Origin of the sequence: Rhodoferax koreense (genome assembly GCF_001955695.1) — a bacterium.
GTDB classification, from domain to species: Bacteria; Pseudomonadota; Gammaproteobacteria; order Burkholderiales; family Burkholderiaceae_C; genus Rhodoferax_B; species Rhodoferax_B koreensis.
Genome location: NZ_CP019236.1, coordinates 1275862 through 1294518 on the forward strand (window position 1 = coordinate 1275862; position 18657 = coordinate 1294518).

Annotated in this window: 19 protein-coding genes; 9 read left to right on the top strand and 10 right to left on the bottom strand. The window is 64.8% G+C overall.

Annotated elements, in window-relative coordinates:
* Nucleotides 1-31: 31 nt before the first annotated feature.
* The 5 genes from gspK to gspG form a co-directional block, all read right to left on the bottom strand.
* Complete coding sequence (gene gspK, locus RD110_RS06055; protein WP_239467184.1) at nucleotides 32-1057, bottom strand: type II secretion system minor pseudopilin GspK; 1026 nt, start codon at nucleotides 1055-1057, stop codon at nucleotides 32-34.
* Nucleotides 1054-1731: a PulJ/GspJ family protein gene (locus RD110_RS06060; RefSeq protein ID WP_076197639.1), complete on the bottom strand. Its 678-nt coding sequence runs from the start codon at nucleotides 1729-1731 to the stop codon at nucleotides 1054-1056. The genes gspK and RD110_RS06060 overlap by 4 nt, the downstream gene beginning before the upstream one ends.
* 98 nt (nucleotides 1732-1829) lie before the next feature.
* Nucleotides 1830-2183 (bottom strand): type II secretion system minor pseudopilin GspI, encoded by a 354-nt coding sequence (gene gspI / locus RD110_RS06065; protein WP_076197641.1) that lies wholly within the window; start codon nucleotides 2181-2183, stop codon nucleotides 1830-1832.
* On the bottom strand, nucleotides 2180-2668 hold the full coding sequence (locus tag RD110_RS06070; RefSeq protein WP_394329453.1) for a prepilin-type N-terminal cleavage/methylation domain-containing protein: 489 nt from the start codon (nucleotides 2666-2668) through the stop codon (nucleotides 2180-2182). The genes gspI and RD110_RS06070 overlap by 4 nt, the downstream gene beginning before the upstream one ends.
* Before the next feature lie 64 nt (nucleotides 2669-2732).
* A complete protein-coding gene (gene gspG, locus RD110_RS06075; RefSeq protein ID WP_076197643.1) occupies nucleotides 2733-3173 on the bottom strand; it encodes a type II secretion system major pseudopilin GspG in 441 nt (146 codons plus the stop codon).
* A 75-nt stretch (nucleotides 3174-3248) separates the two neighbouring features.
* On the opposite strand from gspG, the gene RD110_RS06080 reads away from it, so the two are divergent.
* The gene (locus RD110_RS06080) at nucleotides 3249-3704 is read left to right on the top strand and encodes a type II secretion system protein N (protein WP_076197645.1); all 456 of its coding nucleotides are present in this window, start codon (nucleotides 3249-3251) and stop codon (nucleotides 3702-3704) included.
* Here the strand turns inward: RD110_RS06080 and RD110_RS06085 are convergent.
* The 3 genes from RD110_RS06085 to ilvA are packed head-to-tail and all read right to left on the bottom strand — an operon-like array spanning nucleotide 3673 to nucleotide 6686.
* Nucleotides 3673-4260 carry a histidine phosphatase family protein gene (locus RD110_RS06085; protein ID WP_076197647.1) on the bottom strand — a complete coding sequence of 196 codons (588 nt, stop codon included), beginning with the start codon at nucleotides 4258-4260 and terminating at the stop codon, nucleotides 3673-3675. The two genes, RD110_RS06080 and RD110_RS06085, sit on opposite strands and share 32 nt — an antisense overlap.
* Entirely contained in the window at nucleotides 4257-5075 is an 819-nt protein-coding gene (gene cobS, locus RD110_RS06090) for an adenosylcobinamide-GDP ribazoletransferase (RefSeq protein WP_076197649.1), read from the bottom strand. The genes RD110_RS06085 and cobS overlap by 4 nt, the downstream gene beginning before the upstream one ends.
* Nucleotides 5076-5081: 6 nt before the next feature.
* Nucleotides 5082-6686 (bottom strand): threonine ammonia-lyase, biosynthetic, encoded by a 1605-nt coding sequence (ilvA, locus tag RD110_RS06095; protein ID WP_076197651.1) that lies wholly within the window; start codon nucleotides 6684-6686, stop codon nucleotides 5082-5084.
* A gap of 422 nt (nucleotides 6687-7108) precedes the next feature.
* On the opposite strand from ilvA, the gene RD110_RS06100 reads away from it, so the two are divergent.
* Nucleotides 7109-7558, top strand: a complete 450-nt coding sequence (locus RD110_RS06100; protein ID WP_076197653.1) for an OsmC family protein — start codon at nucleotides 7109-7111, stop codon at nucleotides 7556-7558.
* A 20-nt stretch (nucleotides 7559-7578) separates the two neighbouring features.
* Here RD110_RS06100 and coq7 read toward each other — a convergent pair whose 3' ends face one another.
* Nucleotides 7579-8235 carry a 2-polyprenyl-3-methyl-6-methoxy-1,4-benzoquinone monooxygenase gene (gene coq7, locus RD110_RS06105; protein WP_076197655.1) on the bottom strand — a complete coding sequence of 219 codons (657 nt, stop codon included), beginning with the start codon at nucleotides 8233-8235 and terminating at the stop codon, nucleotides 7579-7581.
* Between the two features lie 78 nt (nucleotides 8236-8313).
* Nucleotides 8314-9684, bottom strand: a complete 1371-nt coding sequence (locus tag RD110_RS06110; protein WP_239467185.1) for a porin — start codon at nucleotides 9682-9684, stop codon at nucleotides 8314-8316.
* A gap of 499 nt (nucleotides 9685-10183) precedes the next feature.
* On the opposite strand from RD110_RS06110, the gene RD110_RS06115 reads away from it, so the two are divergent.
* The 7 genes from RD110_RS06115 (at nucleotide 10184) to RD110_RS06145 (ending at nucleotide 18610) form a co-directional block, all read left to right on the top strand.
* A complete protein-coding gene (locus RD110_RS06115; RefSeq protein ID WP_076197659.1) occupies nucleotides 10184-11230 on the top strand; it encodes a porin in 1047 nt (348 codons plus the stop codon).
* A 344-nt stretch (nucleotides 11231-11574) separates the two neighbouring features.
* Nucleotides 11575-12693, top strand: coding sequence for a porin (locus RD110_RS06120; protein ID WP_076197661.1), 1119 nt, complete (start codon nucleotides 11575-11577; stop codon nucleotides 12691-12693).
* 274 nt (nucleotides 12694-12967) lie between these two features.
* Nucleotides 12968-13645, top strand: a complete 678-nt coding sequence (locus RD110_RS06125) for a DUF3047 domain-containing protein (protein ID WP_239467186.1) — start codon at nucleotides 12968-12970, stop codon at nucleotides 13643-13645.
* A 110-nt stretch (nucleotides 13646-13755) separates the two neighbouring features.
* Nucleotides 13756-14733 carry an ABC transporter permease gene (locus tag RD110_RS06130; protein WP_076197665.1) on the top strand — a complete coding sequence of 326 codons (978 nt, stop codon included), beginning with the start codon at nucleotides 13756-13758 and terminating at the stop codon, nucleotides 14731-14733.
* A 1-nt stretch (nucleotide 14734) separates the two neighbouring features.
* Nucleotides 14735-15976 (top strand): M20 aminoacylase family protein, encoded by a 1242-nt coding sequence (locus RD110_RS06135; protein WP_076197667.1) that lies wholly within the window; start codon nucleotides 14735-14737, stop codon nucleotides 15974-15976.
* A gap of 69 nt (nucleotides 15977-16045) precedes the next feature.
* Nucleotides 16046-17599, top strand: a complete 1554-nt coding sequence (locus RD110_RS06140; protein WP_239467261.1) for an ABC transporter substrate-binding protein — start codon at nucleotides 16046-16048, stop codon at nucleotides 17597-17599.
* A 99-nt stretch (nucleotides 17600-17698) separates the two neighbouring features.
* On the top strand, nucleotides 17699-18610 hold the full coding sequence (locus tag RD110_RS06145) for an ABC transporter permease (protein ID WP_076197669.1): 912 nt from the start codon (nucleotides 17699-17701) through the stop codon (nucleotides 18608-18610).
* The last annotated feature ends 47 nt before the right edge of the window (nucleotides 18611-18657 follow it).

Genomic DNA, 18657 nt, shown 5'->3' on the forward strand with positions numbered 1-18657 from the left:
ATAGGGGAAGGCAGGGATTCGGGGGGCGACGCTAACGCGCGGCGGCCAGCGCCATGGCGACCGGGTCCGTGGCGCTGCGTTCGCGCCACAACGTGGTCACGGTGGTGCCATTGCCGCCGCCACCGCGCCTGACGAGCGAGCGTTCGACCACCATGTTGGAGCCCAGGCGGAGGCGGCTCTGCACTTCGAAAAACGAGGACTTCACGTCGAAGTCGGTGTCCGCGAGCTGCGTCGTGTCCTGGCCGAGCTGTGCCCTGGCATCTTCGCGCGTATTGAAGGGGTTGCGTGCGCGTGTCGTCGCCAGGCGCTGTGCGTCCGAGCGGCCGATGCCGATGCTGGCCTGCAGCACTTCGATGCTGGCCGTGTTCAGGTTCACGGGCGTGCGCATGGGCAGGACGGTCACGAAGGGCTGCAGCGCCGCCACCGTGGCCGGCGAGAGACCGAGCCAACCCAGTTGTTCGGCGCGCTGCGGGACGAGAGGCGTCGGGTTTTCGGAACTGGTGGCACTGGAACTTGCGGCGGGTGTCGTGCCTGTCAGCAGCACACCGGCCGCGGCCGCAAGCCTGAGGTTCTCGGCCATCACCGACAACTCCTGCAACGGCAGGTTGAGTTGCTCGAACAGGCGTGTGAAGGCATCCAGCGAACCCTTGGAGATCTTCGTGCCCTCGAGCAGGTTGATGATGTTCATGCGCGACTGCAGGTCGATGATCTGGCCGGAAAGGAAGGCGTCGATCTCGTCGTCGGCGGCGCCGGTGTTGTTGCGGTCGGCCGCGAGGAAGGTCGACAACCGCGACTCCTGCAGCGGCACGGCCCAGGGTTCGCCGAGGTGATCGACGATGGTGCCGCTGTTCAGGCGCGAATCCTCGCGCAGGATGTGTCGCGCGAAGTCGAGTGCGCCGGTGAGCACCCAGGACGACTGCACACGCGCACGTTCGGCGGTCTCGACCTCCACGCTGCGCCACTGCTGCCACAGCGAGGCCGCGGCGAAGGTCGCCACCAGCGTGACGGTGAGCATGGCCATGAGCAAGGCCGCGCCGGTCTGCCCGCGCCGGGTCACGACTTGCCCCCGCCGACCGTCGGCCGCACCCAGTCCTGCGTGAGCACGCCAGCCAGCGCCTGGCCCGCCGGCAAGGTGAGCACCAGCCGCACCCCGTCGGGGATCGCCGAGTCCACGGCCTGGCCGGTGGCTGGGTCCACGCTGCTGGCGGCGCTCGACTGCGGATTGGTCCACGCCCCGTCGCGGTAGTAGTACAGCGTCCAGTCGGCCAGCGGCGTGACGGCCACCTCGCGCCGGCGCTGTTCCTCGCCCGGGTTCTGCGCCCACAGCGCGGCCTGGGCCCAGGCCTGGCTGAGTTCGGTGCGGTTGCGCACGGGTGGCGACTGCCAGCGCAGCCATTGGTCGGTGCCGTCCACGTTGCGCCGTGTCCAGGCCACGACCAGCGGCCCCGCGGCCTGCGGATCGCTGCTCAGGCGGACCATGCTCAGGCCGCGGCCGTCCCATTCGATGGCGTTGAACGATGGCAGGTGGACCAGCGCATCAAGGTCGGCCTTCCACTGGCCCAGGCCGGCCTGCAGCGACAGGATCTCGTCGGCGCGCTGGCGTGTGCGCTCCTGCGCGCGCGTCATGCCGTCCAGGCCCTGCCAGCTCAGCACGGCCAGCATCGCCATCACCACCAGGGCGACGAGCAATTCGACCAGCGTGAAGCCGCTTTGCGTGGCTGCCGGTCGCAACGTGGGCCTGTTTCGCCGCCGGGCCGCCCCAAGGCGAAACGCGGCCCCCTGGCGGGGCAGCGCAGCACGCGCAGCGGCAAGCGTGGGGACGACGCGCATCACCATCTTCCGACCACGGTGGAAAGGCGCAGGATCGGCGAGGCGCCGTCGAACACCTGCGCGTCCACGCGGCGAAAACTCGGGTTCGGCGTGGGCAGCACGGAGACCCGCACGTCCAGCACCTGGCCGGCCTGCTCGCAGGCCTGGCTGCTGTCGCCCACATTCGGCATCTGCTTGGACAGCCGCATCTTCACGAGTTCGTTTTCGGCGCAGATGTGGGCCAGCAGCACGTTGGACTGGCGCAAGGCATTGGTCGTGAGCGCGCTCGTGGCCTGCAGGCCCGCGAGCAGGGCCACGGCGACGATGCCCAGCGCCACCAGCACCTCGATCAAGGTGAAGCCGCGCTGCTTCATCGGGCAGGGGGTGCCACGACCGTGAACGGCCGCACGCCGTCGGTGGCCACCAGCAGTTGCTGTGCGGGCTGGCTCACGGACTGCAGCAGCACGGCCTGGCGGCCGATGATGGGTTCGGGGCCGAGCACCAGCAGGGCGTCGGCGCGTGTGGCGGTGTCGTTGCCGAGCCAGCGCTCGGGCAGCGCGCCGCCCGGGATGCCGTCGAAGTGGAAACCTTCGGCCGTGGGCCGCCAGCGCACGGCCATGCCGCTGGCGCGCGACTGGGCACGGGCCGATTCGAGCAGGGCGGCGAGCCGCGCCGCATCGCGTTCGAGCAGGGTCTGGCTGGTGTCGCGCAAGGCGAAAGCCACACCCGCGCTGGCGAGGGCCATGATGGCGACGACGACGAGGAGCTCCAGCAGGGTGAAGCCACGATGGCGCCTATTGATGCCAAAGGGCCGGGAGGCTGTCGAGATCAATGACGCCGCCGCGCCGGGCCGCCCCAAGCAAGGCGCGGCCCCCTCGGGGGGCAGCGCAGTACACGCAGTGACAAGCGTGGGGGCCACACATTCATTGCCAGCTGCCGATGTCGGCATTTTTACCTTCGCCTCCGGATTGGCCGTCGGCGCCGAACGACATCACGTCGATCTCGCCCTTGATGCCGGGGTTCAGGTACTGGTAGGGCCGGCCCCACGGGTCGTTCGGCAGCTTCTCGACATAGGGCTTCCAGTTCGGCGGAATGGGCGCGGTCGTGGGTTTGACCACCAGCGCCTGCAGGCCCTGTTCGGCCGAGGGGTAGCGCTGGTTGTCCAGGCGATACAGCTTGAGCGCCTGCATCAGGTTGTTGACGTCGGTCTTGGCGGCGGTGGCGCGGGCATCGTCGGCGCGGTCGAGCACGTTGGGCACGATCAGCGCGGCCAGCACGCCGATGATGACGAGCACCACCATCAGTTCGATGAGGGTGAAGCCCTTTTGCAGGCCGCGGCGCAGGATGGAGGTGGATGGGGTCATGGGTTGGAATACGAGGTGCGTGAGCGCCTGGATGTTGGGTCGACCATTCAATGTAGGTTCAATGATAATCGCCGCATGTTACTGAACACATCCGACACCGCCGGCGCGCGCTGGCTCGTGCGCGGCGGGACCTTCGCCGTGTGGGCGCTGGCGCTGGCCAGCGTCGCCTATTGGGGGCTGAAGGCGACTTCCGCGCCCGGCGGGCCGGTGGCCGCGGTACTGCCCGACAGCCGTCCGCCGGTGGACCCGGACGTGGTGGCGCGGTTGCTCGGTGCACGGTCGGCCGAGCCGGTGGCGCCGGTGGCCGCCAATGTGGCCGGTCGTTTCACGCTGGCGGGTGTGCTGGCGGGCTCGCGCCGCGGCGCGGCCCTGATCGCCGTGGACGGCAAGCCGGCACGGCCCTACCGCGTGGGCAGCGTGGTTGACGACAACCTGCTGCTGCTGTCGGTGGCGCCGCGCCGTGCCGCGCTCGGCACGCAGATGGACGGTCCGGCCGCGTTCACGCTCGAATTGCCGGCCCTGAAGAAATAGGCACGGCACCGCTCGGACGCTCGATGCGCGTCCACTCCCCGTAGGCCGGTGCCCAGGCGGGCCACTGGTCGGCTCGCTCGACGTGGCGCTGGCCACGGGCGATCAGGCCGGCGGCGCGAATCACGCCGGCGTGGGTGATCCACAAGGTCGGCGCCGTGGCGAGTTCGTCCCAGGCTTCGGCCACCCGTCGCATGAAGCCGGTGACGTTCTCGCCACCGCCGACGCGGTGCTCGGCGAAATCGTCGGTCCAGGCGGCGAGCGCTTCGGCGCCGATCGCCTGCCAGGAGCGGCCTTCCCAGTCGCCGAAATCCATCTCGCGCAGGCGCGCGTCCGGTTTGAAGATGAAATCGGGTCGGAGCGCTCGCAGCGCCTGCGCAAGCTGCTCACATCTTTGTAGCGGTGAAAAATGAACGGCCAGGCGTTGGGGTATGGCGTGCGCCAGCCCTTGCGCGGCCAGCCGTGTGGCCTCCGTGTCGGCGCGCAGGTCGAGTGCGCCATAACAGAGGCCGGCGGCAGCCAGCGGCCGCGCATGCCGCGCGAGCCACAGCGGCGTCACGGTGTGCGCAGCGTCAGGGCCGCGCCGAGGTAGAAGGCGATCTCGCAGAGCTGCTGCGTCGCGCCCAGGCCGTCGCCGGTGAAGCCCTGCAGCCGGCGTGCGAGCAGGCGGCGCATCCACCACAGCGCCAGCAGGCTGCCGGCCATGCCGGCTATCAAAAATGGAGCGCCCTCCGCAATGAACACAAGGGCTAGGGGCACAAAACACCATGAACCCGCGATGGCCAGCGCGGTATTGGTGATCTGGTCCGCGAGTGGCTTGCTTTTGGACTGCGCCGCGTCGCCCACGTGCGGCAGGCTGCGCACGATGACCAGCGGGCACCAGCGCGAGAACACATGGCCGCCGCACAGCGCCGCGAGCAGGGCCGATGCGCCCCGGTCGGCCTGCGCGCCGAGCAGCGCCAGCAGCGCCACCTTGGCCAGCAAGGCCAGCACCAGCGCCATCGCACCGTACGCGCCGATGCGCGAGTCCTTCATGATCTCTAGCGCGCGCGCCCGCTCGACGCTGCCGCCCAGGCCATCGGCCACGTCGGCCAGGCCGTCCTCGTGGAAGCCGCCGGTCATGTAGATCCCGGCGGCGGTGCACAACACGGCGGCCACCAGCGGCGCAAAGCCCTGTCCGGGCCACGCTGCCAGGCACAACGCGGCCACGGCGGCGCAAACGGCGGCCACCAGCCAGCCCACACCCGGGAAATGCGCGGCGCTCGCGCGCAGCATGGCCGGGCTGAAACCGACCCAGGCCGCGAGCCGGCCCGTGACGGGGATGCGCGTGAAGAACTGGATGGCCAGCAGGTAATGCCGAACGAAGCTGGCCATCGTTGATCAGCTCTTCAGGAACAACTGGTACACCGGGTTCTGCGTCTCTTCCACGAATGGATACGCCAGCGTGTCGAGGAATTTTGCAAAGGCCTTTTCCTCGGCCGCGGGCACCTGCAGGCCGACCAGGATGCGGCCGTAGTCCGCGCCCTGGTTGCGGTAGTGGAACAGGCTGATGTTCCAGTTCGGCCGCATCAGGCTCAGGAACTTGAGCAAGGCGCCCGGCCGCTCGGGGAAGATGAAGCGCAGCAACCGTTCCTCGTGCGCCAACGCCGAATGGCCGCCGACCATGTGGCGGATGTGCTCCTTGGCCAGTTCGTCGTGCGTCAGGTCCAGCGTCTCGAAACCCTGCTTGCCGAAGTTGCGGGCGATCTTGGCCGATTCGCCCTTGTTCTGCGTGGTCAGGCCGACGAACACATGGGCGCGCTGCGCGTGGCTGATGCGGTAGTTGAATTCGGTGACGTTGCGCGGCCCGCCGGGCAGTTGCTCGACGACTTCGCAGAAACGGCGGAAACTGCCGCGCTCCTCGGGGATCGTCACGGCGAACAGCGCCTCGCGCTCCTCGCCGACCTCGGCGCGTTCGGCCACGAAGCGCAGGCGGTCGAAGTTCATGTTCGCGCCGCACAGGATGGCCGCGTAGGTCTGGCCCTTCGTCTTGTGGGTGGCCACGTATTGCTTGATCGCGGCCACCGCCAGGGCGCCGGCCGGCTCGACGATGCTGCGCGTGTCGACGAACACGTCCTTGATGGCGGCGCAGACGGCATCGGTGTCGACCGTCATGAACTCGTCGACCAGGCCGCGCGCCACGCGGAAGGTTTCCTCGCCCACCAGCTTCACGGCCGTGCCGTCGGAGAACAGGCCCACGTCGGCCAGCGTCACGCGCTTCTTCGCGTTGACCGACTGGATCATCGCGTCCGAGTCGTTCATCTGCACGCCGATGACCTTGATCTCGGGCCGCACGGCCTTGATGTAGTTGGCCACGCCGGAGATCAGGCCGCCGCCGCCGATGGCCACAAACACCGCGTCCAGATGCTGCGAGCCCGGGCCCTGCAAACTTTGCAATTGGCGCAGGATTTCCATGGCGATCGTGCCCTGGCCGGCGATCACGTCCGGATCGTCGAACGGGTGCACGAAGGTCAGGTCCTGCTTTTTTTCCAGTGTCACGGCATGCTGGTAGGCATCCGAGTAACTTTCGCCCGACAGCACCACCTCGCCGCCGAAACCCCTGACGGCATCGACCTTGACCTGCGGCGTCGTGGTCGGCATGACCACCACCGCGCGGCAGCCGAGCTTCTTGGCGCTCAACGCCACGCCCTGCGCGTGGTTGCCGGCCGAGGCGCAGATCACGCCGCGCTTGAGTTGTTCGGCCGACAGGTGCGCCATCTTGTTGTAGGCGCCGCGCAGCTTGAAGCTGAACACCGGCTGCGTGTCCTCGCGCTTGAGCAGGACGGTGTTGTGCAGGCGCCGGCTCAGGTTCTGCGCCGGCTCCAGCGCCGACTCGATGGCCACGTCGTAGACCCGCGCGGTCAGGATCTTTTTCAGATAATCGGCAGGCGTGAGTGCCTTGGGTTTGGCGACGGGCTTAGCGGCGGAGGGGGGTACAGGCTTCATGATCGGAGGGCGGACATTGCGGAACAGAGCCGTCGATCATAGAGCGCGCGCAACGATGCTCTGCCGTTGTTCAGCATGGTGCTGACGGCAGATCCGCCTGCCTCATTCCAGGGACACCGCGGAACTGGCTCCGCCAGGCCGCCGGTGTCGCCCCCTGCAAGGAGGTTGGCGCTACACAAGGTGAGCGACTTGGGTGTGAGCCAATTCCCCAAGAAAAAAGCCCCAGGTCTTGCGACCTGGGGCTAAATCCACCTTTTCGGAGGGTGGAGGAGACAATCGGCGCGTAAGAGTCTTACGCATGGGTTGCAGTGTACCGGTTTTTTGCTGCGTTGCAACATCCCCCCATTTGGGGGTGTATGAAATAGGTCACACTATTAGCTCAATTACGCGATGCGAAGCTGTATTAATCGAAAAGGAACAACATGGAATGCACAGTGAGTTGGACGGGTGCCGCCGGCACGCGTTCCGGCATGGGTTTTGTGGCGGAAACCGGCAGCGGCCACGTCCTGACCATGGACGGCGCGCCGGACGCGGCCAAGCCCGAGAACGGCGGCCAGAACCTGGCGCCGCGCCCGATGGAGACCGTGCTCGCCGGCACCGGCGGTTGCACCGCCTACGACGTCGTCCTGATCCTGAAGCGAGGACGCCACGACGTGCGCGGCTGCTCGGTCAAGCTCACTTCGGAACGTGCGCCGGTCGATCCCAAGGTGTTCACCGCCATCCACATGCACTTCACCGTGAGCGGCAAGGGGATTCCGGCACAGGCCGTGGAGCGCGCCATCGCCATGAGCCACGACAAATATTGTTCGGCGACGATCATGCTGGGCAAGACCGCCGAGATCACCACGAGTTTCGATCTGGTCGAGGCCTGACCACCCGTCGTCTCCAAGGATCAGATGTAGTGCGCCGTGGTCGTCATGACCTTGCCGGCGGCACGCATCAGCCCTTTGAGGGGGGCTGGCAGCTTCACGCCGCCGGCCTGCAGGGCCTCTTCGGCGTGCCGCGCCTCGTCTTCCTTCATCTGCGCCACGATGGCGCGTGAAGCGTGATCGCCTGCGGGCAGGCGCTCCAGGTGGCTTTGCAGGTGGGCTTCGACCTGCCGTTCGGTCTCCACCACGAAGCCCAGGCTCAGCCGGTCGCCGCCGAGCTTGCCCGTCAGCAACCCCAGCCCGAAGGCGCCGGCGTACCACAGCGGATTCAGCCGGCTGGTGTGGCCGCCGAGTTCGTCGAGCCGCTGGCGCGTCCAGGCCAGATGGTCGGTTTCCTCCTGCGCCGCCTGCTGGAGATGGCACCGCAACTCCTCGTCCTTCGTGGCCAATGCCTGCGCCGTGTAGAGCGCTTGCGCGCAAACTTCGCCCACGTGGTTGACCCGCATCAGCGCCGCCGCGTGTTTTTTCTCGACGGGCGTCAGATCGGTCGGCAACTCGGGCACGGTCGGGCAGGTCCGGCTCGCGCGCGGCAGCGTGAAGATGGCGCGCAACGCGGTGTCGGCGACGCGCAGTGTCTGGTCCAGCGACGGGATCAGCGTGGAAGGGTGAGGACGTTGCATGAATCGACTTTACTGCAAGCGCCGTTCCCATGAAAAATCCCCCACGAGGGGGGATTCGGATAAGACGAGTCGAGCGGCTCAGAAACGATGGCGGATCGTGAAGGCCATGCTGCTCGAATCCTGGCCTGGCGAGGCCGAAACACCACCCACGTAACCGTTGCCGCCGAGTGCATCCTGCGACGGGCTCTTGTTGTTCAGGTGGGTCAGCACCGCGCTGAGGTCGGTGCGTTTGGACAAGGCGTACGTGTAGGCCGCGCCGTAGGATGAACGGTCGGCGTTGAACGGCCGGCGGTCATTCATGCTGTTGTAGGCCACGGAGATGGTGTGCACGCCGCTGGTGATGCGGTAGCCGATCTGGAAGAGGCGGGCGTTTTGTTTGAAGCCGTTGATGAACGCGTTCTGGACCAGGTTTGCGGCGGTCGTCGACAAGCCACCGGCCACCAGGGTCGGCGCGATCACCGACAAGCCGGTCGGGTGATCGTCCTTGATGCTGGCGTATTGCCCATACACGGTGCCGGGGCCGGCGTCCAATGTGGCGCCGATGATTGCAGTGGTCAGTGACTTTTCGCCGAGTTCGTTGTTGCGGGTGTTGTAGCCGCCGCCGAGGGAATATCCGTTTCCGTTGTAGATGACCATCGCACCCAGGAGGCGGCTGGCCGAAGCCTTGCCGGCCACCTCTCCGGCGGCATACATCGCCGTGGCGCTGAGGCCATCCTTTTGCAGCCCGTACTGGAGCGAGTTGCTGACGCGGATGTCGAATGAAGTGGGGATGGCCACCAATTGACCCAAAGCCAGGCTGGACTCCGTCTTCATCACGTCGAAATTGGCCGTTGCCAGGTAGGCCGGCGTGTACTGTCGGCCCAGTGTGAAGGCGCCCACGGGCGTGACCAGACCGACGAACGCCTGCCGGTCGAACAGGCTGTTGCCCAGGTTCACACCGATGGTGGAGCCGAGTTGCGCAGCGACGGCGGACACGGCGGGCTGCAAGGCAGCCGGCAAGCCCAGCGAGGTCGCGGTGCTGAGTCGGTCCGGCAATTTGCCCAGCGAGGCGGGCCGGTTGCTCAGGGCGCCGGTATCCGCCTCGAAACGTCCTTCAAGCGTGAAGATCGCCCGGTAGCCCCCGCCCAGGTCTTCATTGCCCTTGAAGCCAAAGCGCGACCCTTCCATGTTGCCGCTGGCAATGTTGTTCTGCGTGCCGCCGGGCCCGCCCGTCACGTGGGTGAAACCGACATCAACGAGGCCGTACAGGGTGACGCTGCTGTTGCCAAGTGTGGTCTGGGCCATGGCCAGAGACGAAATGCAGCCGAGCACGGCTGCCGAGATAACGCGCATTTTTTTCATGAAGTCCCCCGGAAAGCGAAGTAAAGGTTCTATCGGAATGCCCACCTGCACGGCACTGCTGCGGCCAAGACTAAGGGGGTGTTTCTCAACGGTAAAGAGTGGGAACACCCAGGGTATCGCACGAGCGACAGGGGTAAACCCTGTCGCGGGGTGTCCCGGATACGGCCCGAGGCGGACGCGATTTTTCCAACAGAATCAAAGACTTGGAGCGCTTCCAGGCAAGCCTTTTTTCACCAATAGCGCCGGTGCTTAGACGACCATGCTGTCGCTGCAAGCCGTGGTTGTTTTGAAGGGGCGTGGTGTACACGCAACAAGATGTTTTCGGGGAGGACAAGAGGCGGTCGCTTCGCCGCAATGGGTGTTCCTCCAGCAGAACTCCATGTGCTGCCGATGACGACGACCTGCCACCATGGCGTCCACCTTGGATTTCGACATGTTGCGTTGCACAATGCCAACACTCGGGGCCGATATTTGGTATTTGAGCGTAAAGAGCTTTGCCTTCGCTCAGGCTGTTTGGTTAAATACAAATAAGGGTTAACCACATGAGTCGGCCCTCAGAACTGTTGTCAGTCAGTCTTTTTGTATCCCACTTTTGGAGATTTCTAATATGAAGAAGAGTTTGATCGCCCTGGCCGTCATCGCCGCCTCCGGCGCTGCTTCCGCTCAATCCAGCGTGACGCTGTACGGCCTGGTTGACGCCTATGTCGGTTCTGTCAAGACCACGACCGCTGGCCAAAGCCTGACCACCTACGGTGTCAACTTGCCTGCTGCTTCCGGCGGTGGCGGTCTGAACACCAGCCGCTTCGGCTTGAAGGGTTCCGAAGACCTGGGCGGCGGCCTGAAGGCCAACTTCCTGCTGGAAGCCGGCTTCGATCCAAGCACCGGCGTTGCCAACAACTACACCAGCCCTTACACCGGCACGACCTCGAACGCCATTTTCGGCCGCAATTCGTGGGTTGGCCTGTCGGGTGGCTTCGGTGAAGTCAAGCTGGGCAAGATGTGGACCCCGTTCGATGAAGTGAAGGGTTCGGGCGCTGCCGCTTTCGATGCCAACATCTTCGCTCCTGCGACCTTTGTGTGGCGTAGCAACACGTACCAGGATCGTCCTGGTAACGCGGTTTACTACTCGACCCCGAGCTTTGCCGGTCTGACCGCCGCTGCCATGTACAGCTTCGGCGAGAACAAGACGGCTACCACCAGCGCCGGCAAGATCACCGCTTTCAACGTCGCATACGCTACCGGCCCGTTCGCAGCTGCCCTGTCTTACCAGACGGAAAAGGTCAGCGGCGCTTTCGAAACCGCCAAGTTCCTGCAGTTCAACACCTCGTATGACCTCGGCGTTGTCAAGCTGTTGGGCGCTTACGGCCGCGTGAAGGATCAAGTCGCCAACGTCGACAAGACCAACGAATACCAACTCGGCCTGGACTTCCCGGTCACCAGCACGTTCACCCTGTCGGGTGGTTATGCCTGGTCCAAGGATGACGTGGTTGCTGGCAGCGACATCAAGCGCAAGGGCTTTGGTATCGCTGGCCTGTACGCACTGTCCAAGCGCACCAACCTGTACGCAGGTGTGAACGATTCCAAGACGGAAGTTCCTGGCGCATCTGACGACAAGACCCGCGTCTTCGCGGTTGGCGTCCGCCACACGTTCTAATCGCAGGCTGGCTTGAGGCCAGCTTCGGTTAAATGTCAAAGCCATTTCGGGGCAACCCGAAATGGCTTTTTTCATTTAATACGCCAAATACCCAAGAAACGGAAGTTTTTCGCTTGTGTGAGGGCGCGGTTGTTGTAAGCGCCCCACCACGGTGCGGCAGTGTGGTTGCCATGCAACATTCACGCGCGATTCAGGGCAATTACCTTTGCGAAACGGTTCACGCTCTGTTGCAATAGGCCCAACTTCCGAAACGGAGGTTGGCCCGGGTGGCTGGAGGAGTCGCTTCACGAAACGTGAAGAGATCCGCAACCGGAGCCCTATGTTTAACCTTGGAGAACCTCTCAATGAAAAAAACGCTCATCGCGTTGGCTGCACTCGCTGCAACCGTCGGTGCTCACGCACAATCTTCCGTCACCCTGTACGGTGTGGTCGACGCCTTCTTGAACAAGACTGAAAACAAGGTCACGACGGCTGGTACCACCACCAAGCTGAGCCAGAACAAGATCGACGGCAGCGGCCTGAGCAGCTCGCGTTGGGGTCTGCGCGGTTCTGAAGATCTGGGCGGCGGCCTGGCAGCCATCTTCACCCTCGAAGGCGGCTTCACCATCGACAACGGTGCCTTCAACAACAACCAAGGCAACGCCAACTCCACGACGCTGTTCGGCCGTCAATCCTGGGTTGGCCTGAAGGGCAACTTCGGTCAAGTGACCCTGGGTCGTAACTACTCGGCTTACGACGACCTGCACGGTATCGTCGACCACAACTACGACTCCAACACCTTCGCGGTCTGGGGCGCTGTGTCCGGCACGGGTATCCAGGACTACGTGAACCGTACCAACAACTCGATCAAGTACACGACGCCTGTGTTCGGCGGCTTCAGCGCCACCGTCAACTACAGCTTCGGCGAAGACAAGACGGCAACGACCTCTGCTTCGAAGAACGCCAACCTGAACCTGAAGTACGCCAACGGTCCTCTGGTGGTCGGCTACGCCTACCAAAAGGAAACGCAACGGGCTAGCGGCGCCACCAACCTGTTCGGCGGCACCAGCGTGACCACGGCAACCAGCCTGGGCTCGGTTGCTCTCGGTAACTCGACCACCGACGACACCCGTAAGTACCACCTGTTCGGCGCCACCTATGACTTCGGCGTGGCCAAGCTGGTCGGTTCTTACAACCAAGCCAAGAACAGCGCTGGCACGAAAGACAAGGACTACCAAGTCGGCGTGAGCGTTCCGTTCGGTGCAGCCGCTGTGGCCGTGGGTTACGCCCACGCCAAGAGCGATGCAACGCTGGCCAACGGTGGCGACAACAAAGGCAATGGCTTCAGCTTGCTGGGTACCTATGACCTGTCCAAGCGCACCACCCTGTACGCTGGCTACCTGCAGATCAAGTCGGAAGTCGCCAACGGCGCTACCGAAGTCAAGCGCACGCTGGTCGGTACCGGCATTCGCCACACGTTCTAATTTCGAAGCTAGCGCAAGCTAGTTTGGAATGAAGATTGAGACCCCGTCGTGGCAACACGATGGGGTTTTTTTATGACGCACCCCGACCGTGGATGCCGCGTTGAAGAGAAATAGCCGAATGAAGACGACAGATGCGAGCATGAGCCTGGCCAATCGGCGATTTGTCTATTGGTTATCGGTGATCGCTCTATGTTTGCTGACTGCCTGCGCGAGTGCGCCTCAAAAAACAAGCGCAAACGCCGATTCCGAAGCCGATGAACCCCCCCAGCCTTCGGTGTTGCAAGTCGACATCAACTGGCAGCCCGCCTGGCAAAACGCGGGCACAGCCTGGCATTCGCGCACCTTTCCAGGCAAGAAGGCCACCCAATACACCGCCGCGAGGCTTGATGGCCGCGAGGCGATCTACGGCGAATCGCACAGTTCGGCCAGCATGTTGCGTCAGCGGTTCCACATCGAGCCGTTGGCCCTCGGCCAGATCGGTTTCTCCTGGAAGGTGCCGCAACTGATCCCGGGCGCCAACATGGGCCTGCGCGACCACGACGATTCCCCGGTACGGGTGATGCTCGCGTTCGAAGGCGACCGTGGCCGCCTATCGATGAAGGATGCGATGTTGTCCGAACTGGCGCGCACCCTGACGGGCGAAGAAATGCCCTATGCCACATTGATGTACGTCTGGTGCAACCACCGGGCGCCGGGTTCGGTGATCATCAGCCCGCGCACCGATCGCATCCGGTCCATCGTCGTCGAGTCCGGCCCCAAGCGGCTGAACCAATGGCTCGACTACCAGCGCGACATCCAGACCGATTTCGAACTGGCCTTCGGCGAGAAGCCGGGCGCGCTGATCGGCGTGGCCATCATGTCCGACAGCGACAACACACAATCCGAAGCCCGCGCCTGGTACGGCGCCGTGCACATCGCACCCGCGGTACTGACACAGGCGGCGCAGCGTTAGGCGCCTCGCCCCGTCCTCCGTTGTCCACCGATTTGCTTTATAACTAAAGAAAACCCGCAGTCGGGCATGACCCTTGCTCTGCTAGCATCCATGCAATATTCCTCCCGCAGATGCTCGTCTTCATTCTCCGGCGCTTGATCCAGGCCGTGGTCGTCATGACCGCCGTGGCCTTCATTGCATTCCTGCTGTTCCAGTACGTCGGCGACCCGGTGGTCTTCCTGCTCGGGCAGGATGCGACGCCGGCACAGACCGCCGACCTGCGCGCCGCGCTCGGCCTGGACAAACCCTTCTTCGTGCAGTTCTGGCACTTCCTCCTCAACGCCGCGCAGGGCGAATTCGGCCTGAGCCTGCGCCAGGGGGCCAAGGTGTCGCGGCTGATCGGCGAACGCCTTCCCGCGACGGTGGAGCTGGCCTTCGTCGCCGCGGTGCTCGCACTGGTGATCGGTGTACCGATGGGCGTCTATTCGGCGCTGCGCCGCGGTACTTTTCTGAGCCAGGCCTTCATGATGGTTTCGCTGCTCGGCGTGTCGCTGCCGACCTTCCTCATCGGCATCCTGCTGATCCTGGTCTTTTCGGTCGGGCTGGGCTGGTTCCCGAGTTTCGGTCGCGGCGAGACGGTGCAGGTCGGCTGGTGGAGTTCGGGCCTGCTGAAGGCCGACGGCTGGCACCATATCGTGCTGCCGGCGGTCACGCTGGCCGTGTTCCAGCTCACCTTGATCATGCGCCTGGTGCGCGCCGAGATGCTGGAGGTGCTGCGCACCGATTACATCAAGTTCGCGCGCGCGCGCGGCCTGTCGAACCGCGTCATCCACTTCGGCCACGCGCTCAAGAACACGCTGGTGCCGGTGATGACCATCACCGGCCTGCAGCTCGGCGGGCTGATCGCCTTCGCCATCATCACCGAGACCGTGTTCCAGTGGCCCGGCATGGGCCTGCTGTTCATCCAGGCCGTCACCTTCGCCGACATCCCGGTGATGGCCGCCTACCTGTGTCTCATCGCGCTGATTTTTGTTGTGATCAACCTGGTGGTCGATCTGTTGTATTTTGCGGTCGACCCGCGCCTGCGCGTCGGCCAAGGAGGACATTGAAATGAACGGTTCCGCAAGCGCAGTGGCCTACCGGGCCAACGGCCGCGCGTTCGCCCACATCGCGCAGTTCCTGCCCGAACTCACGGCGTTGCGCCGCGACCTGCATGCCCATCCCGAACTCGGCTTCGAAGAGATCTACACCTCGGGCCGCGTCACCCAGGCGCTCAAGCTCTGCGGCGTGGACGAGGTGCACACCGGCATCGGCAAGACCGGCGTGGTGGCGGTGATCAAGGGCCGCGCCGACACCCGCGGCAAGATGATCGGCCTGCGCGCCGACATGGACGCCTTGCCGATGGCGGAGAGCAACGATTTCGCCTGGAAGTCGTCCAAGAGCGGCCTGATGCACGGCTGCGGCCATGACGGCCACACGGCCATGCTGGTGGGCGCGGCGCGCTACCTCGCCGAAACGCGCAACTTCGACGGCACGGCCGTGCTCATCTTCCAGCCGGGCGAGGAGGGCTACGCCGGCGCCAAGGCCATGATCCAGGACGGCCTGTTCGAGCGATTCCCGGCGCAGGCGGTCTTTGCGATGCACAACTGGCCCGGCATGCGGCCCGGCACGGTGGGCATCAACCCCGGTCCGATGATGGCCTCGGCCGACCGCATCACCATCGAGGTCACAGGCCGCGGCGGCCACGGCGCACACGCCTACCAGACCATCGACCCGGTGCTGGTTTCCGCCCACATCATCACCGCGGTGCAGAGCATCGTCTCGCGCAACGTGCGCCCGATCGACAGCGCCGTCATCAGCATCTGCGCCATGCACGCCGGTGATCTGGGCGCCATGAGCGTGGTGCCGGGCAAGGCCACGCTGGTGGGCACCGTGCGGACCTTCAATCCGGCGGTGCAGGAAATGGTCGAGCGCCGCCTCAACGAGATGTGCAGCGCGGTGGCGCTGGGTTTCGGCGCCACCGCCACCGTGCATTACGAGCGCATCTACCCGGCCACGCTCAACACCTCGCCCGAGGCGCTGTTTGCCGGCGACGTGGCCGAGTCGCTGGTCGGCCCCGAACACGTGGTGCGCGACATGGAGCCGAGCATGGGCGCCGAGGATTTCTCGTTCATGCTGCAGGTCAAGCCCGGCGCGTATTTCCGCATCGGCCAGGGCGCGGAGAACGGCGTGGGCAGCTGTTACCTGCACAACAGCCGCTACGACTTCAACGACGACATCCTGCCGCTCGGAAGCGCGCTGCATGCCAGCCTGGCCGAACAATTCATGCCGCTTTCGACAGCTTCCGACTGATCCAATTCTTACCCTGCAACCCTCGAAGGAATTCCGATGACGATGAAACTGAAGTCTCTGGCCTGGTCCATGTCGCTGGCCTGCGCATTGGCGGCCTTGGGCACGAACACGTTCGCGCAGACCATCCGGGTGGCGAACCAGGGGGATGCCTTGTCGATGGATCCCCATTCGCTGAGTGAATCGCTGCAGTTCAGCCTCACGGGCAACGTCTACGAGCCGCTGGTCGGCCGCAACAAGGACCTGAGCCTGGCGCCGGCGCTGGCCACGAGCTGGAAGCAGACTTCGCCCACGGTCTGGCGCTTCGAGTTGCGCAAGGGCGTGCAATTCCACGACGGCACGCCCTTCACGGCCGACGATGTGTTGTTCTCCTTCGCGCGCGCCGCCGGCGAAGGCTCGGACATGAAGAGCTACGTCAACGACTTCAAGGAAGTGCGCAAGATCAACGACTTCACCGTCGAGATCGAAACCCTGCAGCCCTTCCCGATCCTGCCCGACGTGATCTCGCTGGTCTACATGATGAGCAAGAAGTGGTGCGAGGCGAACCAGGCCGTCCGACCGGTGGACCGCCGCAAGGGCATCGAGAACGCGGCCTCGTTCCGGGCCAACGGCACCGGGCCGTTTCGCCTGCGCGAGCGCCAGCCCAACGTGCGCACCAGTTTCACGCGCAACGGCAGCTACTGGGGCAAGATCGAAAGCAACGCCTCCGACATCATCTTCACGCCGATCGCCAACGACGCCACACGCGTGGCCGCCCTGCTCTCGGGCGAGATCGACGTGATGGAGCCGGTGCCGGTGCAGGACATCGCGCGCGTCAATGCCGGCGCCAACACCCGCGTGGCCACCGGCCCCGAGCTGCGCACCATCTTCCTCGGCATGGACCAGAAGCGCGACGAACTGCTGTATTCCAGCGTCAAGGGCAAGAACCCGTTCAAGGACAAGCGTGTGCGCCAGGCCTTCTACCAGGCCATCGACATCGAGGGCATCAAGACCACGGTGATGCGCGGTGCATCCAGCCCCACGGCGCTGATGGTCGGCCCCGGCATCAACGGCTTCCTGCCCGAGCAGAACAAGCGCCTGCCGTACGACGTGGACGCGGCCAAGAAACTCATGGCCGATGCGGGTTACGGCGCGGGCTTCGAGGTGGCGATGAACTGCCCGAACGACCGCTATGTGAACGACGCGCGCATCTGCCAGGCCGTGGCCGCCAACCTCGCCAAGATCAACGTGAAGATCAACCTGCAGGCCGAAACCAAGGGCACCTATTTCCCGAAGGTCCTGCGCCGCGACACGAGCTTCTACCTGCTCGGCTGGACGCCGTCCACCTACGATGCGCACAACGCGCTGAATGCCTTGATGGCCTGTGTGGACGACAAGGGCGCGGGCCAGTTCAACCTGGGTGCGTACTGCAACCCCAAGGTGGACGAACTCACGAAGAAGATCCAGTCCGAGACCGACAAGACCAAACGCAACGCGATGATCAAGGAAGCCTTCGACATCCACACGGCCGACATCGGCCACCTGCCGCTGCACCAGCAGGCGCTGGCCTGGGGCATCAGCAAGAAGGTGTCGCTCGTGCAACTCGCAGACAACTTCATGCCGTTCAAGTGGATGAGCATCAAGTGACGACATGAGAATTTCCGTCCGGGCTGAGCCTGTCGTCCTTCGACAAGCTCAGTGCGAACGGGGTTTGTTCGCTCGAAAAATGCGGAAATATCGGTAGCCATGAAGCAACTTCTCTTCCGCTGGTTCGACAGCGACGTCGGCTACAGCTTCCGGCACTCGCCGGTCGCCATTGGCTCGGCTTTCGTCGCCTTCGTGTGCGTGTTCTGCGCCGCGTTCGCGGGCTGGGTGTCGCCGCACAATCCGTTCGACCTGGGCTCGCTGGAGCTCAGCGACGCGCGGCTGCCGCCATCTTGGTCGGCGGGCGGCACCTTCAAATACCTGCTCGGCACCGACGACCAGGGCCGCGACATCCTGTCGGCCGTGATCTACGGCGCGCGCATCTCCATCGTGGTCGGTGCCGCGTCGGTGGTGCTGTCGGCCCTGGTCGGCGTGGCACTCGGGCTGCTGGCCGGCTTCAAGGGCGGCTGGGTCGACTCCTTCCTGATGCGGCTGTGCGACGTGATGTTGTCGTTCCCGCCGATCCTCGTCGCGCTGCTCATGGCCGGCGTGGGCCGCGCGCTGTTTCCCAACGCCGACACCACGGTGGCCTTCGGCGTATTGATTCTTTCGATCTCGCTGACCAAATGGGTGGACTACGCGCGCACCGTGCGCGGCTCCACCCTCGTCGAGCGCAACAAGGAATACGTGCAGGCCGCGCGCGTGACCGGTGTGTCGCCGCTGCGCATCATGCGGCGCCACGTGCTGCCCAACGTCACCGGGCCGGTGATGGTGCTGGCCACCATCCAGGTGGCCACGGCCATCATCACCGAGGCCACCTTGTCATTCCTCGGCGTGGGCGTGCCGCCGACTTCGCCATCGCTGGGCACCTTGATCCGCGTCGGCAACGACTACCTGTTTTCCGGCGAATACTGGATCACCGTGTTCCCAGGCCTGATGCTGGTGCTGATCGTGCTGAGCGTGAACCTGCTCGGCGACTGGCTGCGCGACGTGTTGAACCCGCGGCTTCAATGAACGTGCACACCGAAGTATTTGCTATTGAATCAGTAGCTGTTGGCGCC

Coding starts and splice junctions, on each gene's coding strand:
- gspI (WP_076197641.1), bottom strand. CDS start 2,183: ATGAAGCAGCGCGGCTTCACCTTGATCGAGGTGCTGGTGGCGCTGGGC.
- gspG (WP_076197643.1), bottom strand. CDS start 3,173: ATGACCCCATCCACCTCCATCCTGCGCCGCGGCCTGCAAAAGGGCTTC.
- RD110_RS06080 (WP_076197645.1), top strand. CDS start 3,249: ATGTTACTGAACACATCCGACACCGCCGGCGCGCGCTGGCTCGTGCGC.
- cobS (WP_076197649.1), bottom strand. CDS start 5,075: ATGGCCAGCTTCGTTCGGCATTACCTGCTGGCCATCCAGTTCTTCACG.
- ilvA (WP_076197651.1), bottom strand. CDS start 6,686: ATGAAGCCTGTACCCCCCTCCGCCGCTAAGCCCGTCGCCAAACCCAAG.
- RD110_RS06100 (WP_076197653.1), top strand. CDS start 7,109: ATGGAATGCACAGTGAGTTGGACGGGTGCCGCCGGCACGCGTTCCGGC.
- coq7 (WP_076197655.1), bottom strand. CDS start 8,235: ATGCAACGTCCTCACCCTTCCACGCTGATCCCGTCGCTGGACCAGACA.
- RD110_RS06115 (WP_076197659.1), top strand. CDS start 10,184: ATGAAGAAGAGTTTGATCGCCCTGGCCGTCATCGCCGCCTCCGGCGCT.
- RD110_RS06120 (WP_076197661.1), top strand. CDS start 11,575: ATGAAAAAAACGCTCATCGCGTTGGCTGCACTCGCTGCAACCGTCGGT.
- RD110_RS06130 (WP_076197665.1), top strand. CDS start 13,756: ATGCTCGTCTTCATTCTCCGGCGCTTGATCCAGGCCGTGGTCGTCATG.
- RD110_RS06135 (WP_076197667.1), top strand. CDS start 14,735: ATGAACGGTTCCGCAAGCGCAGTGGCCTACCGGGCCAACGGCCGCGCG.
- RD110_RS06140 (WP_239467261.1), top strand. CDS start 16,046: ATGTCGCTGGCCTGCGCATTGGCGGCCTTGGGCACGAACACGTTCGCG.
- RD110_RS06145 (WP_076197669.1), top strand. CDS start 17,699: ATGAAGCAACTTCTCTTCCGCTGGTTCGACAGCGACGTCGGCTACAGC.